Here is a 16,114-nt window from a genome sequence, read left to right as displayed (position 1 = left end):
ATCAGATAAATCATGTACAACAATAGCAAACGATTAATTATCCTTGATGCAGACGGCACGACTATCGATGCCTATAGCGCCATCGACAAGACGTTTTCCCGGCATGGCATGGTGATCGGCGATGAAGAGCGGTTCCAGAAGCGGCGCCGTCTGTTCAAATACCTGGGTGGCCTGAAAGAATTTCCGTCCAATCTGAAAAGGCAGATAGGCAAGCAGAGCCGCAAGCAATTGATCGCCACCCTGACCGAGGTGTACCGGGAAGAAGCACAACTGTATCCGGGTATCGCCGGGCTGCTGCAAAGCCTGATGGCGGACCCCGGCATCGCCGTCGGCCTGGTAACGCGGAACATGACCAACGAGCCGGAGCAGACGCTGAGGCTATTGTTCCGCCGGCACGATATCGATCTGGATGCCTTGGATTTTTTTGCCCACATTCCGTTGAATATGGAGAAAATGCAAGAATTCCGGGCGATTCGCGAGCGGTTGGACATCAACCCGGCGCGCGCCTACATCTGTGGCGATGAGCACAAGGATTACCTGGCCGCAATCGGCTCCGGCATGCATCCTTTCATGGTTTCCTACGGGTTCGAGAGTTACAAACGGCTCATCAAGAAGTTCATGGTGCCGGAAGAGATCATTTCCCGCTCGCCGGAGGAATTGTGCGGACGCGTGCGGCACGCCATGGGGTTGACGGACAGCGCCTGAAGACGCGCCACTACATAACGCAGCTCCCTGTTAGAATTTATTTCTATCCGCCGGCAGAGACCACGGATCGACTCTAAATAAAAATGCGGAGGCTCGTCATGCAGTCAGAAACCGAGTTGTCTGAAGATCAGTTGACGAAGAAGGCGGCATGGCGCCTGATGCCATTGCTGATCCTGGCGGCGCTCGGCGCCGGCGCTCTGATGGCTAAGCGCTGGCAGCGCAGGCGCTATCTGGCGGATGAGGATGATAGCGCGCGGCAGCGTTCGGTTGACTTCCAGGAAGATGGCAGCGAAGATCCTGGCGCGGGTATCGATCAGATGCTCGACATGCATCCTGATCACCTGGAAATGCCTCACGAGAAACCTCCTGCGCATTAACTTCGGCGTTTTCGGCGTATCAGTGAAAATCGCGGCTGCTGGTCCCTAGTTTGCCCAGCAAGGGCGACATGTCGATCAGCAGCTTGGCGACCAGATGCCTGACGCCATCCTGGGTTTGCCAGATACCGTTCACGCCCATCAGCCTCGCTCCGCGCAATTCCTTGCGCTGGCGATCGGCCAGGTCCGGCCAGACGATGACATTGACGGTGCCGGTTTCGTCTTCCAGTGTGACAAACACCACGCCTTTGGCGGTGCCGGGACGCTGGCGCACCGTGACGATGCCGCAAGCCCGAGCCAGCCGGCCGTTGCTGTATGTGTTGAGCACTTCAGCGGCCATGAAGCGCTGGGCGTTTAATCGCGGGCGTAGCAGCGCCAACGGATGACGACCCAGGGTCAAGCCCATTGAACTATAGTCGTTCAGCAGGTTTTCTCCCTCAGAGGGTGCTGCCAGCAGCAGTTCTTCTTCTGCCACCCGGGCCTGCTTCAGCAAACCTTTTTCCGGCGTGCTGACTAGCGCCTGCCACAGTGCCTGACGCCGATTGCCGACCAGCGGGGCGAGCGAATTGGCGGCCGCCAGCGCCTGCAATTGATCGCGCTTCAAGCCGCTGCGCAAGGCCATGTCATTCAGGTCGGTGAAAGCGCGTACTGCGCGTGCCGCTTCAATTTCTTCCGCATTATCGAAGTTCAGGCCGCGCACCAGGTTGAGTCCCAGCCGCACCGCCGGCCGGCCGCTTGAGGCCGGTTCCAGGGTGGCCTCCCAGTTGCTCAGGTTGATGTCGACCGGCAGCACTTCGACGCCATGCCGGCGTGCGTCTTGCACCAGTTGTGACGGCGAATAAAATCCCATCGGCTGGCTATTCAGCAGCGCTGCCAGGAAAGCTTCGGGTTCGTGGCATTTCAGCCAGGAACTGGCATAGGCCAGCAAAGCGAAACTGGCGGCGTGGCTTTCGGGGAAGCCGTATTCGCCGAAGCCCTGGATCTGGCTGTAGATAGCTTTGGCGAAATCTTCTTCATAACCGTTGTTGACCATGCCATCGATCAGCTTGCGTTCGAATTTGTCGAGGCCGCCTTTGCGCTTCCATGCCGCCATCGAACGTCGCAGGCTATCGGCTTCACCTTCGGTAAAGCCAGCCGCGATCACGGCGATTTGCATTACTTGTTCCTGAAAAATTGGCACACCTCGGGTTCTACCCAATGCTCCCTTTAATTCGGGTTTTGGGTAAACGATGTCCTCTTCCCTTTTTTTCCTGTTTTGCAGAAAAGGATGAACCATGCCGCCTTGAATCGGCCCCGGCCGGACGATCGCGACCTGGATCACCAGATCGTAGAATTTACGCGGCAGCAGGCGCGGCAACATGCTCATCTGAGCCCGGCTTTCAATCTGGAACACGCCTATGGTGTCGGCCTGGCAAATCATGTCGTAAGTCACCGGATCTTCACGCGGGATGTCTCTCATTTCGAAAGGTTCGCCGCGTTGCAGCGCCACCATCGCCAGCGCTCGCCGCAACATCGACAACATGCCCAACGCCAGCACGTCGACCTTGAGTATGCGCAGCGAATCCAGATCGTCTTTATCCCATTGCACTACGCTGCGATCCTTCATTGCGGCGTTTTCAATAGGCACCAGCCGCGACAGCTTGCCGCGCGCAATCACAAAGCCGCCCGGATGCTGCGACAGATGGCGCGGAAAACCCATCAGCGTATGGGACAGATCGGCCCATTGTTCTGCAATCGGTGTGTTTGCGGCCATGCCAAGCTCGCTGAAATTTTGCTGCAACTGCTGCTTGTCATCCCACCAGCGTTGCGATTTGGCGACCTGGTCGACCAGGCCCGGATCGACGCCCAGCGCTTTGCCGACATCGCGCAAGACGCTCCGCGGCCGATAACTGATGACTACCGCGGTAAGGGCGGCACGCCGCCGGCCGTATTTGTTGTAGATGTACTGGATTACTTCTTCGCGCCGCTGATGCTCGAAATCGACATCGATGTCAGGCGGTTCATTGCGTTCCCGGCTGATGAAGCGGCCGAACAGCAAGGTGCTTTGCGCCGGATCGACCTCGGTAATGCCGAGGCAGTAACACACCGCCGAGTTGGCCGCCGAGCCACGGCCCTGGCACAAGATGCCTTGTTGGCGGGCAAACTGGACAATGTCGTAGACCGTCAGGAAATAAGCTTCGTATTCGAGTTCATGAATCAGATCCAGTTCGTCTTCCAGCTGTTTCTGCACCACCGCCGGAATCTCATCGGAGAAACGGTCACGCGCGCCGATATAAGTTTGCTGGCGCAGATAGCTGGCCGGGGTATATCCCGGCGGCACAATCTCATCCGGATACTCATAGCGCAGCTCATCCAGCGAAAAGGTACAGGAGTCGGCTATCTCTATGGTTTGGGCCAGGGCGGCGGCCGGATATAGATTGGCCAGCCGCAGCCTGGCGCGCAGATGCTGTTCGGCATTCGGCGCCAGCGCATAACCGCATGCGGCGACAGACTTGCCGAGCCGGATTGCAGTCAGCGTATCTTGCAGTGGCTTGCGCGAGCGGCGATGCATGCAGACGTCGCCGGTGGCAACAACCGGCAAGCCGAGTTGCTGCGCGACTTGTTCAATTACGGCACGTTGCCGTTCATCGCCGACCTGATGCAGCATGGTCAGGCCTATCCAGCCGCGGCCAGGAAAAGTATCGCCTAGCCATGTCGCCTGGCGTATCAGCGTTGCGCTATCGATGCCATGCACGGGCAACAGGATCAGCTGGCAATCAGGTAACTGCCGCAGATGGGCGTTGGCGTTATCTGGCTGGTCCAGGTCTTGCGGCGTGAGCAGATAATGACCCTTGTCGGCGCGGCTGCGCGCCAATGTGATGAGTTCCGACAGATTGCCGTAGCCTTCGCGATTTTTCGCCAGTGCGATGAGGGAAAAAGCCGGGCTGCCATCGGCCTCATGCAGCTGGAACTGGCTACCGATCAGCAACGATATATGGTGTTTCTTTGCCTCCATATGTGCTCGAACCACACCGGCCAGCGAGCATTCATCGGCAATCGCCAATGCTCTGTAACCGAGCTGGGCGGCACGCTCTATCAGTTCTTCGGGATGCGAGGCGCCGCGCAGGAAGCTGAAATTCGAGACGCATTGCAGCTCTGCATATTCTGGCAGCATGGGCGGCGGCGCGGAGGAAAAGTTTTCGTTCATATGCAATAGCCGCGAATCAGGCAAACAAGCCATGCAGGAACCAACGAAAGTCATCGTCGTCGCGTTCGCGGTAGATCCAATAGCAAGCTGCGTCTTCGCCTTCCGCCACGAAGTAATCGCGTATGGTTGCCGCGCCATCCCACCAGCCGCATTCGATACGTTCCGGCCCTGACAGCAGGCGGAGGGGAGAACCATAAAACGGTCGGTTGTTACGCCACGTCAAGGCTAGCGGTTGTTGCAAGAGCCAGAATGGCCGCTGCGGCTGGATCTGCTGCAACGTTTCCTCCTGCGGTCGCTGGCGGCTATTGTCAGTCGCAGCTTGCCAGGCGTTGGCGATTTCCGGCCGGTGATCGGCTAGCGCGGCGGGTTTCAACACATTTTCGCTGCCGAGCCGCGCGCTTAACAGCTCCAGCAAGCGCGCATAAGCACCGGGTGCGCCGCCCGGTTCTGGAAACAGCGAAGCAGTCGGCGGCAGCATCGCTGCCACCTGCGATGCCTGCAAGCGCAAGGCAATCACGGGGGCATCGAGTTGTAGCCGGCCTAATCGTTCCTTTAACAAGCGCAGCAGATGTTCTTCATGCCATGCCGGTTCGGCCAGTGAGATTTCCAATGGCATGGGGGCGATTGCCTGGCGGCCGCGCTCATGTTCCAGCGATAGTAAAAAGCGCGACACTGCCAGTTGCTGCGCTACCAGCCAGCCGACCATTTGCAGGATCAGACGGCGTGCGGCAAACAGCACTGCTTCGGCATGTTCAATGCGGTCCGGTAGTTCCAGCCAGGCGCAGAATGTTTGCGGCGCCTGCACCCATTCAAACATTTCCGGCGCTGTGCCGTAGGCGCGATCCAGGGTTTCCAGGATGTGCTTGTCGCTGCGTCGCTGCAAGCCCGCGCGCGGTAATCTGCGTAAATCGGCAAGGGTCTGGCAACCGATACCCGCCAGCCACTCCTGGTAAGGACGTGCCGCTGGCAAGATCATGAACGGCAAAGCATCCAGCCGCCGCTGCATGCTGGCTAAACGCAAGCTGCGGCGTTGTCGGGCCAAGCCCGGCGCATGGCGACGATGGCGAGCCAGCAGCCATGCGCCTTGCGCGGTTGGCGCCATGCTGACATGGGGCGTGAAGCCAAGTGCCTGGATACTCTCGCGGATGCGGCGGCATAGTGCCAGCCGGCCACCGAAAGCACTCAGGCTGGCGCTGATATCGAGCAGCAGCGAATCTTCTTCAGCATGCGCCACTTCCGGCGTGTATTGCAGCAAGGTCAGCGCGATATCGTCGCGCGCACCTTGTTCGCGCGTCAAGTCCCGCTCGCATAGCGACGCCTGCGGCGCCAGCGCCAGCACGCCGCCGCGGCGCATGCCCGGCCGGATGCCGCTGGCAGCCGCGCTGGCGGTCATGGTCAGCACCTGGTCATGCTCCAGAACCGCGAGCATGCAGGGCTCAGACCAGCGCGGGCGCAATGTTTCCAGCGCCAGCAGCGGCAGGTGTATGCCTATCCAGAGAGCCATGATTGCGTGCGGTAGAAGTAGTTAGCGGAGTGGACGGAGTGAGTGGGGCAGCGGCCGCCGGCTCAGTCTCGGGTATGACTGCCGACAAGGGCAGGTAAAACGCGTGTTCGTGTTGCGGTCCTTTGCGTTTGAGTAGCTGGATTTCGACGCCGCCGCGCGCCGGCCGCAAGGTCAGGCGTAAAGGTGAAGGCGAGGATTCGTGGGCGGCGCTGAGCGGCCGCAGTACCCACAACATGGTGTCGCTGGCCTGGGCCGCCAGATGCAAACGGCGCAAAGCCTCACCCCGGATGTGCGGCTGCCACAACAGCAACGCGCCGCAACTGCCGTTACGCAACACCTGTTCCGCCGACCACAATGCATCGGCGCTGCGTGCGGCTTTTATCCATAACAGTTGCTCGCTGGCCAGGCCGGAGGCGTTCCAGGCGCCGATCTGCGGCAAATGCGGCGGTTGCAGCAAGACGATCCGGCGCTGCCGGGCAAGGCGCGCCAGCGCCGGCTGCAACAAGCGTATTTCGCCACTGCCGGCTTGTTGCAACAGCAACTCTATCAATGCCGAATGCGGCCAGCCGCCATTCGGCAACTCGCGGTCCAGGGCCGGGTAGCCGGAAGCGGTGACCACGCCCTGGTAAGACCCCATCTGGTCTGCGCGCCACAAGGCATGCGGCAACGTCGCAACGACCGATTGGGCGGCGGCGGAAATGCTGGATGGGGCGCTGGCGGGCATTGGCATGACGAGATGGCAAATTTTCAAGGCGAAATTGAGATACATATTATACTGTATGTATGTACAGTATAAATTCAATCTTGCTTTAGTCAATGCGACTGTCGATTGGTTTTGCCAGAGCAGTCATAAAGTTGCCAAATCGATCAGTGTGCTTGATTTTGCAGCCAATCTTGAGTGGCCTGAAAATACGCCGCAGCCCGATCCGCAAGCCAGCCCAATCCCGAGCACAGCACAAAATAAATCAAGCCGATGAACATGAATATCTCTGCCGGATAAATCATCACCCGGCTATTCACCTGTGCCGCCACGAACGACAACTCCCCGACACCTACAATGTAGGCCAACGAGCTGTCTTTGATCAGGGTTACCCATTGATTGACGAACGAGGGCAGCATCATTTGCAACGCTTGCGGCAGTACGATATGGCGCAGCGCCGACATGCGCGTCATGCCTAGCGACAGGCCGGCATCCCATTGGCCTGCCTTGATGCCGCTGATGCCGGCATGTACCGAGTGCGCCAGGTAGGCGCCGCCGATCAGCGCCAGGGCGCACATCACGGACAGGACGCCGGGCACGTTGATATGGAAAACAATCGGCAACAGGAAATAAGTCCAGAAAATCAGCATCAGCACCGGAATCGCCCGGAAGAAGCCGAGCACCATGGTCAGCAGCAGATGCGGCCAGCCGCGCGCCAGCGACAGGGCGATGCCCAGCACCAGGCCCAGCAACGCCGAAGCCAGCGCCGAGCCGATGCTGAGCAATACAGTCAGGGCTGCTCCGCCTAGCGGGCCGTCGGGATAGACGCCCCAAAGCAGGTACGGCAGGTTGTCCGTCAATACGCTGAATTGCATGTTCATCGCTGCACGTTGCCGGCAAGTTTCTGTCGGCGCCGGATCAGTTGCCCCATTGTTTCAATCAGCGCGATGGTGGCGATGTAAAACAAGGTCGCCACGCCGAAAGCCTGGAATGTCTTGAAGGTTTGCGCTTCTACCTGGCGCGAGGTGTAAGACAGTTCAGCCAGGCCGATGGTCATGGTCAATGAAGTGTTCTTGACGATATTCATGTATTGGCCAAGCAAGGGCGGCAGTGCGATGCGTATTGCCTGCGGCAGGATCACGTAACGTAATCCCTGCCAGCGATTCAAGCCGAGTGCCGCAGCCGCCAGTCTTTGCGCATCTGCAACGCCACGCATGCCGGCGCGGATTTCTTCGCTGACGTAGGCGGCGGAATACAGGCTCAGGCCGAAGATCGCGCAGAGCAGCTCGAACGATGGCCATGTCAATTTCAGATAAGGCCCCAGCGCCAGGCTATGTACTGTATTCAGCCATGCCACTGCAGATTCCGGCAACAGGCTGGAGACGCCGAAATACCAGAAAAACAGTTGCGCCAGCAGCGGGGTATTGCGGAATATGGAGAGAAAGCCGCGGGCAGGCAGTGACAGGAAACACCGCTGGCTGGAGCGTGCAGCTGCAATGACTATGCCCAGCAAGGTGGAAAGTACGCTGACTATGGCGGACAGCAGCAGCGTCAGCCACAGGCCGTCGACCAGCCAGCCCAGGTATTTGGGGGCCAGCATTTGCCCCAGGATCGATTGAAACTCAGTCATTTTTTACTTTGCTACAGGTAAACAAAAAACCACCGGTAACCTCGGGGCCTATTAGCACTCCCAAATTAAGTGCTAATAGGCCCCAAGGATTGCCGGTGCAAGACAGATACACGGTGGATGACTAGTTTTGACTCAGCTTGGTATCGCCGATCTTGAACAGGCGCGGCAACGGCGATTTGCTGTTGGGGCCGAACCACTTGTCGTAGATCTTGAGCGCGGTGCCATTCTTTTCAAATTCGTGCAGGGTCTCATTCAGTACATTGACCAGGCGGGTTTCACCCTTGGGCACGCCGATGCCTTCGTACTCTTCGGAAATGGCAAATGCCGGGATTTCATATTTTTCCTTATCCGGGATATTCGCCAGCAGTGCGATCAGCTTGGAGCCGTCCTGGGTGATTGCCTGGACGTTGCCGTTGCGCAGGGCGGCCAGGGCAAACGGGGTGTCATCGTATAGAACAACCTTGGCTGCCGGGTATTTCTCGCGCAAAGTGGTTTCCATGGTGGTGCCTTTGTCGGTTCCTATACGCAGCTCAGTAATTTGCGTTGCATTTTTCAGGACACCTTTCTTGGCCAGGAACTGCTGGCCGGAAGCGAAATAGGGAATGCTGAAGTCGATCACCTGGGCGCGCTCGGCGTTGATGGTGAAATTGGCGAAAACCACATCGACCTTGCCGGATGTCAGCAAGGGAATCCGGTTGGCAGGATTGGTCGGCACCAGTTCCACTTTGACGCCGAGCTTTTTTGCGACTTCGTTGGCGTAGTCGACATCCAGGCCGATGATTTTATTGGTCTTCTGATCGACAAAGCCAAACGGCGGATTGCCGTCGAAAGTGGCGACCCGCAATACGCCGGCCTTCTTGATGTCGTCGAGTTTGTCTGCATGGGCCAGTCCCGACAGCAGCGTCAGGCCGGTAAATAAGATGGCAAGTGATTTCATTGTTATGGTGGTCCCTGGTTGGCATTTCGATTTGTTTGGCGGAACGTGAAAAGCGATCGCCATGCAGGGCAGATTAACAAAACAACATATTGGTGTGAACGATCAAAGTTGCATTTGAATATTACAAGTTTGCGCGCCGTGTTCAGGCGATACCGGCCTGGCACGGAAACACCGTTAAAATGAGGGAAGTGGATGTAGGAAATTAATGTAGAAAACAGGTCAAGGAGCACAGGATATGGCAACAATGAAAAAAGTCGCTCTGGTTACAGGCGCAGGCTCGGGAATCGGCAAGCACATCGCTCTAGCCTTGCTGCGTAACGATTACAGCGTGGTGCTGGCGGGCCGACGCATCGCCGCATTGGAGGACACGATTGCCGCTGCAGGGGCGCTGGGTGCACATGCCTTGCCGGTGTCTGCGGATGTCAGCGATCCGGCGTCGGTCAAAGCGCTATTTGAAAAAGTCCGAGAGCAGTTTGGCCGGCTGGATCTGCTGTTCAATAATGCCGGTATCTTTACCAAGTCGGCATCGCTGGAAGATGTCGATTTCGCGCAATGGAAAGCGTCCGTCGATGTCAATCTGAGCGGCGCTTTCCTGTGTACGCAGGAAGCGTTCCGCATCATGAAGGTGCAAACGCCGGGCGGTGGCCGCATCATCAATAACGGTTCGATTGCGGCCCATGTGCCAAGGCCCAATTCGGTGGCCTATACCGCGACCAAGCACGCCATTACGGGTCTTACCAAGTCGACCTCGCTGGACGGCCGTAAATACAATATCGCCTGCGGCCAGATCGATATCGGCAATGCCGCCACCGACATGACTGAACGGATGGAGCAGGGCATCTTGCAAGCCAACGGCCAAATCGCCGTGGAACCGACGATGTCAGTTGAAAATGTCGCCAATGCGGTGCTGTATATGGCCAGTTTGCCGCTGGATGCGAACGTTCAGTTCATGACGGTGATGGCGACCAATATGCCGTTTATCGGGCGCGGATGATGCCACTGCCGCCATGGGACTGAACCGTCGTTCAGCTTCCGGGCCAACGTTAAATACTTCGTGGTAATAAAGGCGATGGCGTCAATGGCTTAGGACGCGAATGCAGTTGCACATAGGGAAAATGCCGGCGACCCGGTATATTCATGCTACGGCAGGGCGCGCCCGTGATCGGGGCTCATGCTTCACGGTTTGATCAATCGTTCCGCTAACGGGCGCTTGCGCCAATTTGAATGCCGCCTTTTAGTTGTCGATGCGCTGCAATACCGCAGCCAACGCCTCATCTTCAAGAATAGGGACCGTCGTTAATTCCATCAGGTCGCTCCACATCAATGAAAACTCCGCCATGGCTTTTGGATCGTCACTCTCAATCAGATCAAAGCCGCCGTTTAAGTCGACGCGTGTCCAGCGTCCCAGCAGCGTGACCCCTTTTGGCGGTAGTCCGCCAGTCTTTTTGAAGCGGGCAATACCTTCCTCGCGGATCTTCGGGTCGGCTTTCCAAGAGAACGTCGTTATGAATTTCATGGGATTTCTCCTTCGCCATCTGTGAAGCGCTGTCTTGCCAGCGATTTTGTCTTGACTCCTTCTCTTGCATTATCGTTTGAGCAGCGCGTTATAGCGTGCGAACCCGCACGCTAAACTGAATGCTAGGTCAGATTAAGCAAATATCAATCAGGCATTAAAAAGGTTTGAGCAAAGTTGGAAATCCGCGTCGATCACAGTTGATTCCTTGTCTGCGGGGAATTGAATCCTCGTTACGTCTTCAGTTCGACATTGAATGCTTCGCCGGTAGCAAAGAAGGCGCCGCCGGACAGATAGTGCAGCGAGCGTTGATCGTCAGCCGGGAAATGCCAGCGGCCTGCGGAAAAGGCGGCTGCATCGGCCCGGGCGGCGACCACTTCGGCGATAAACAGATCGTAGCGCTGCTGGTTGTGCGGTTCGGGAATCACCTTGCATTCGAGCCAAGCCAGGCAGCCGGACATTAGCGGCGCCGCAATTTTCTCCGCCGGGAACGTCGCAATATCCAGCGCGGAAAATTTGTCGCCGTCGCGGCCCGAACTGGATCCCACCGCCAACGTGGTTTCAGCCAGTGCCCGCGTCGGGATATTCAAGGCGAACTCGCCGGACGCTTCCACCAGTTCGCGGGTCAGGGTGCTGCTGTCGATCACCAGCAGCACTTTGGGCGGATCGAAATCGAGCGACATCGCCCACGCTGCCGCCATCACGTTGCTGACGCCGCCATGCGCGCTGGTGACGATGGTGGTAGGGCCGTGGTTGAGCAGGCGATAGGCTTTGGCCAGTTCTACAGCTTGAATATTTTGCATAAGATTCCAATGATGATGGTGGTGTGCTTTACGGCAATCTCTTATTTTATCCGTGTTCCAATTTTCAGAAATTCCTTACAAAATAAGGTCGGGTTTGTTCTTGACACACTTGTTATTAAATCTATACACTTCGGGCATTGCATTATATGGAGGTCCACTGTGGACTGTAGTTCTAATAGTAGAAGTGGATGGGTGATCAGCCCGGCACAGCCCGCATAGTTTTAGCAGACCTCCCTCCGCTACAGTTTTGCGCAAGCCGAGTTGTAGATGCGACCAGCAAGACCGCACTTTAAATCCCCATCCAATTATTCAATTCGGTTATTAACCGTTTTCCGCACTGCTATAACGAATTTTTCGTGCCTAGCCTGGTTTCGACCTCGCTCGTCCTGACTGATTACGTCATTGCCATTGCGGAAGTATTGGTTAAAGGAGATTGATGTGTCCCATCTTTCCAGACAAATAAATACGTCCCGGGCATGTGCGGCGTACAGCGCGGGCGTGCAACAAACATCGCACGCACGGTTTCCCTACCGCATCGTTACGCTCGTTCGTAGCGCGGACAGTGCCGCCATCAAAGACTTGTTGCGGTTATGCCTGCAAGATGGCCTGGCGCAATATGATTGTTATCAACGCTCTGTTTCGCGGTTTTTGAGCCGCATCACTATCGAATTACTGTGCTCGGTTAGTGAACGTGCAGCTTTGGTGCGGCTGGTGAATCGCCTGGGTTTGGAAAAAAGCGTGCGCAACATCCATTGGGAAAGCATCACGGAAAAATCACTACTGGCATCGCCAGGCAACGCACTGAAGGACCGGTATCGCCCGAATTCTTCAGCCCACTCACCAGCTGTCGGCAACCATGAACCGGTTGCCAACCCGGCGCGCTTATAAAGGAATGTTGACTTGGACTGTCCTCCCAGTTGTCCCTGTTGTAAGGCATCTCTAATACGCAAGCAAGGGCTGTGCAGTGTTGCCGTTTTTCTTCTGATATTGCTTTAGCCTGTCGCCGTTATTTTCCAGCGTCGACAGGCTAGCTGTTGATGAACTAGCGATCCGCTGGCATAACGATCACATATCGTTTGCTTCCACACCGCTGTCAGGCTGGCTAAAAACCTGCCTGGCGTCTTGTCATTGCGCATGCACCTCATGCGCGGCCCTTACTTGCCTCTGATACCGGCTCTCCATTCGAAGAGCCGCTAATCAATCACGACCATTTGAGGCAAATCATGACAATCAAATTATTCGCAACCAACAATCAACAGTCTCGCGCTGCAAACAAATCCAAAGGCTGGATTTTCGGCTGGACTGCACGCCAGGCCACTACAAATGTACGCGAGATACGTTCGCACGACCCTCGGCAACACACTCCGAATTACGGCATTTATGGGGCTTTGACGGGTAACAACGGTCATTGAGAGTTAAAAGAATCGCGTACGGAGGTGGGTATGCATCATCAATTTTTAAGCGCAAGAAACGCAGTATTGCTAGCCCTCGCTGTAGCCATGGCCTGGCTGTTTATTCTATTGAATATATTGTCGCCATTGGAGGTGGATAGCGCAAAGCAGGTGTACACCGCTCCCATCTTTATGAATCATTGATTGGCGTGAAAAAAATGGGTTTCATCAAGGCTGTGTGCTTGCAAATGTACACAAGAGGGCACGGAAAAATTAACTTCAACAAGTGTAACTAAAACTAAAGGATTTCATGGAAGGCGACAGCGAAGGCAGCGATAGGACGCCCGCTTGGATAGTCATCACGATAACCACAGCGGGCGGCCTTCGTCCAAGTATTTTTATCAACCGAACACGCTTAGTCGTGGCGCGGCGGGGGATGGTATTGTCTGAATAAAGACAGGATTTTCTCGCGCCAGCCACGCGGCGCAGGAGAATCAAATGACTCAGACACCACCGCATAAAACAGGTCAGCCCAAGCAGAAGCAGAAAGGATTCGTATCGACGTCGTCTGCATCGGAAGAAGAAATTTCGATGCGCGTAGCCGAAGAATCCGGAAAACCTTTTCAATCCACCTTTAATAGCACCAAAAGCTCGCCACTAGGCCTGTTTGCGCATGAGGCTGCGGAGCGTCTGCGGCGCTCCGGCCCAAACGAAGTCGCGCACGACAAGGCGCCACACGTGCTGGTGCAGCTGTTCCTAGCCTTTAAAAACCCCTTCGTGATCGTGCTGCTGGTACTGGCATGCGTCAGCTTTATTACGGATGTTTATCTGGAAGAGCCTGACGATCGTAGTTACACCGGCATCATTATCCTGGTGACGATGGTGCTTCTTAGTAGTTTCCTCCGTTTTTATCAGGAATACCGCTCGAATCAAGCGGCGGAACGGTTGAAATCCATGGTGCGTAACACTGCCGCTGTCCTGCGCCGGACGAATGATACCGCCAAGCCTGAGCGCCGGGAAGTTCCAATGCAAGAACTGGTGGTCGGTGATGTAGTCAGTTTGCAGGCTGGCGACATGATTCCTGCAGATATCCGGCTGTTTGCATCGCGCGATCTGTTCATCAGCCAGGCAATCCTGACGGGTGAAGCGCTGCCGGTCGAAAAATACGACACGCTCGGCGCCGTAGCGCAGAAATCCGCCAATGCCGATCCAAATACCAATGCCGATCCTGACAGCAAAGCGGACTTGCTTGATCTTTCCGATATCTGTTTCATGGGGACTAACGTCGTCAGCGGTACCGCAACCGCCGTGGTGGTGGCCACCGGCGCCAATACCTATTTCGGTTCGCTGGCAAAAAATGTGGTGAGCCATAAGCGTGTTGAAACCAGTTTCGATCGTGGTGTGAGCAGCGTTTCATGGCTGTTGATTCGCTTCATGCTGGTCATGGTGCCTGTCGTTTTCATGATTAACGGACTGACCAAGGGCGACTGGATGTCGGCACTGACATTTGCGTTGGCGGTGGCGGTTGGCTTGACCCCGGAGATGTTGCCGATGATCGTCTCGGCCAACCTGGCCAAAGGCGCCATGGCTATGGCGCGGCGCAAAGTGGTGGTTAAACGCTTGAACTCGGTACAGAATTTTGGCGCTATGGATGTATTGTGCACCGATAAGACTGGCACGTTGACGCAAGACAAGATCATCCTGGAACGTCATCTGGATATCGGTGGCAAAGAAGATAAAAATATCTTGCAACTCGCCTGGCTGAACAGTTTCCACCAAAGCGGGCAAAAGAATTTGATGGATATCGCTGTTGTCAGCCATGCTGATGAACGGGGCCCGGCCGCGAAACTCCTGCAGTACAGCAAAATCGATGAAATGCCTTTCGATTTCATTCGTCGCCGTCTGTCAGTGATAGTGGAAGATCAAGGCGGCGCACAGTTGATGGTGTCCAAAGGCGCCGTCGAAGAAATGCTGGCGGTGTGCACGCACGCGCAAGAAGGTAATGTCGTACAGCCGCTGGATGAAAAAACGCGTACCGAGTTGCTGGAAAAATCGCGGGAATACAACGAAGAAGGCTATCGTGTCCTGGTTGTCGCGACACGCCAGATTGATGCTGCGGATGCCAAGGCGCAGTACAAGACCTCTGACGAAGAGAAACTGGTTGTGCGCGGCTTCCTTACCTTTTTCGATCCGCCAAAGGACTCTGCCGCACCGGCCATTCGTGCTTTGCAGGATTACGGCGTTGCAGTCAAGGTGTTGACTGGCGATAACGCCATTGTGACGCTCAAAGTCTGTCGCGATGTCGGTCTTGATCCGGGTGTGCCCCTGGTCGGTCCGGAAATTGAGGCGATGGATGATGAGCGCCTGAATGATGCGGTCAAGTACACCACAGTCTTTGCCAAACTTACTCCCCTGCAAAAATCGCGCGTAGTCAAGGCGTTGCAAGCGAACGGCCATACAGTCGGCTTCCTTGGCGACGGCATTAACGACGCGCCGGCACTGCGCGATGCCGATGTTGGTATTTCCGTTGATAGCGGCGCGGATATTGCGAAAGAAACCGCCGATATTATCTTGCTTGAAAAGAGCTTGATGGTGCTGGAAGAGGGCGTCGTCAAGGGGCGTGAAACATTCGGCAATATTCTCAAATATCTGAACATGACTGCCAGTTCCAATTTTGGCAACGTGTTTTCGGTGCTGGTCGCGTCTGCCTGGCTACCGTGGGAGCCAATGCTGGCGGTGCATCTGCTGATTCAAAACCTGATCTACGACATTTCGCAAATGATGCTGCCGTGGGACAAGATGGATGAAGATTTCCTCAAGAACCCACGTAAATGGGAAGCCAAGAATATCCGCCGTTTCATGCTCTGGCTTGGCCCGACTTCATCGGTATTCGATATGACTACCTATGTCTTGATGTGGACAGTGTTTGGCGCCGGCGCCGCTTACTACGCAGGCACCGGAGACGGGGGGGCAAGCATCATGCATTCCGGCTGGTTTATTGAAGGCCTGGTTTCACAGACGCTGGTCGTACATATGCTGCGCACTCGCAAGATTCCTTTCATTCAAAGTACAGCGACATTGCCGGTGCTGCTGTCGACTTCGATTGCCATCGCGATCGGTTGCTACCTGCCGTTCTCGCCATTGGCTGCATCCATAGGATTCATCCCTCTTGATAAATCGTATTTCCTTTGGCTGATCGCCACCATGGTTGGTTACATGGTGCTGACTCAGTTAGTGAAGACGATCTATATCCGTCGTTACGGTCAGTGGTTCTAACCGCACATTAACTTGTAACAAGCAGTCGGGTGAAGCCCATCTGCCTGCTTGTTCATCGCGCATTCAACTCGTCAAAAAAAACAGGAATACAGAT

Annotated in this window: 13 protein-coding genes; 5 read left to right on the top strand and 8 right to left on the bottom strand. The window is 56.0% G+C overall.

The features are described from left to right. Positions 1 to 12: 12 nt before the first annotated feature. Positions 13 to 705 carry an HAD family hydrolase gene (locus BM205_RS03275; RefSeq protein ID WP_092412442.1) on the top strand — a complete coding sequence of 231 codons (693 nt, stop codon included), beginning with the start codon at positions 13 to 15 and terminating at the stop codon, positions 703 to 705. A gap of 98 nt (positions 706 to 803) precedes the next feature. After that, on the top strand, positions 804 to 1,082 hold the full coding sequence (locus tag BM205_RS03270; protein ID WP_092412440.1) for a hypothetical protein: 279 nt from the start codon (positions 804 to 806) through the stop codon (positions 1,080 to 1,082). Between the two features lie 19 nt (positions 1,083 to 1,101). Here BM205_RS03270 and BM205_RS03265 read toward each other — a convergent pair whose 3' ends face one another. From BM205_RS03265 to BM205_RS03240, 6 genes are all read right to left on the bottom strand, one after another. After that, positions 1,102 to 4,266 (bottom strand): error-prone DNA polymerase, encoded by a 3,165-nt coding sequence (locus BM205_RS03265; RefSeq protein ID WP_254783709.1) that lies wholly within the window; start codon positions 4,264 to 4,266, stop codon positions 1,102 to 1,104. A gap of 16 nt (positions 4,267 to 4,282) precedes the next feature. Then, complete coding sequence (locus BM205_RS03260) at positions 4,283 to 5,770, bottom strand: Y-family DNA polymerase (RefSeq protein WP_092412436.1); 1,488 nt, start codon at positions 5,768 to 5,770, stop codon at positions 4,283 to 4,285. Beyond that, on the bottom strand, positions 5,703 to 6,539 hold the full coding sequence (gene imuA, locus BM205_RS03255) for a translesion DNA synthesis-associated protein ImuA (protein WP_254783708.1): 837 nt from the start codon (positions 6,537 to 6,539) through the stop codon (positions 5,703 to 5,705). The genes BM205_RS03260 and imuA overlap by 68 nt, the downstream gene beginning before the upstream one ends. 98 nt (positions 6,540 to 6,637) lie before the next feature. After that, positions 6,638 to 7,345 carry an amino acid ABC transporter permease gene (locus tag BM205_RS03250; RefSeq protein ID WP_254783707.1) on the bottom strand — a complete coding sequence of 236 codons (708 nt, stop codon included), beginning with the start codon at positions 7,343 to 7,345 and terminating at the stop codon, positions 6,638 to 6,640. Positions 7,346 to 7,347: 2 nt separating this feature from the next. Then, positions 7,348 to 8,100, bottom strand: a complete 753-nt coding sequence (locus BM205_RS03245) for an amino acid ABC transporter permease (protein ID WP_092412432.1) — start codon at positions 8,098 to 8,100, stop codon at positions 7,348 to 7,350. Between the two features lie 121 nt (positions 8,101 to 8,221). Next, positions 8,222 to 9,037 carry an ABC transporter substrate-binding protein gene (locus tag BM205_RS03240; protein ID WP_092412430.1) on the bottom strand — a complete coding sequence of 272 codons (816 nt, stop codon included), beginning with the start codon at positions 9,035 to 9,037 and terminating at the stop codon, positions 8,222 to 8,224. A 235-nt stretch (positions 9,038 to 9,272) separates the two neighbouring features. Between BM205_RS03240 and BM205_RS03235 the strand changes: the two genes are divergently transcribed. Beyond that, positions 9,273 to 10,031, top strand: a complete 759-nt coding sequence (locus BM205_RS03235; protein ID WP_092412428.1) for an SDR family oxidoreductase — start codon at positions 9,273 to 9,275, stop codon at positions 10,029 to 10,031. 240 nt (positions 10,032 to 10,271) lie between these two features. Here BM205_RS03235 and BM205_RS03230 read toward each other — a convergent pair whose 3' ends face one another. Both BM205_RS03230 and BM205_RS03225 read right to left on the bottom strand, forming a co-directional pair. Further along, complete coding sequence (locus BM205_RS03230) at positions 10,272 to 10,553, bottom strand: DUF3303 domain-containing protein (RefSeq protein ID WP_092412426.1); 282 nt, start codon at positions 10,551 to 10,553, stop codon at positions 10,272 to 10,274. A 230-nt stretch (positions 10,554 to 10,783) separates the two neighbouring features. Further along, on the bottom strand, positions 10,784 to 11,353 hold the full coding sequence (locus tag BM205_RS03225) for a flavin reductase family protein (RefSeq protein WP_092412424.1): 570 nt from the start codon (positions 11,351 to 11,353) through the stop codon (positions 10,784 to 10,786). A 498-nt stretch (positions 11,354 to 11,851) separates the two neighbouring features. On the opposite strand from BM205_RS03225, the gene BM205_RS03220 reads away from it, so the two are divergent. Continuing rightward, entirely contained in the window at positions 11,852 to 12,241 is a 390-nt protein-coding gene (locus BM205_RS03220; RefSeq protein ID WP_139227202.1) for a hypothetical protein, read from the top strand. 1,001 nt (positions 12,242 to 13,242) lie between these two features. Beyond that, the gene (mgtA, locus tag BM205_RS03210; RefSeq protein WP_092412418.1) at positions 13,243 to 16,020 is read left to right on the top strand and encodes a magnesium-translocating P-type ATPase; all 2,778 of its coding nucleotides are present in this window, start codon (positions 13,243 to 13,245) and stop codon (positions 16,018 to 16,020) included. Positions 16,021 to 16,114 lie beyond the last annotated feature (94 nt).

The sequence above is a fragment of the Collimonas sp. OK307 genome, from assembly GCF_900113705.1.
Taxonomy (GTDB): domain Bacteria; phylum Pseudomonadota; class Gammaproteobacteria; order Burkholderiales; family Burkholderiaceae_D; genus Collimonas.
This window is presented reverse-complemented; position numbering and strand designations above follow the sequence as displayed.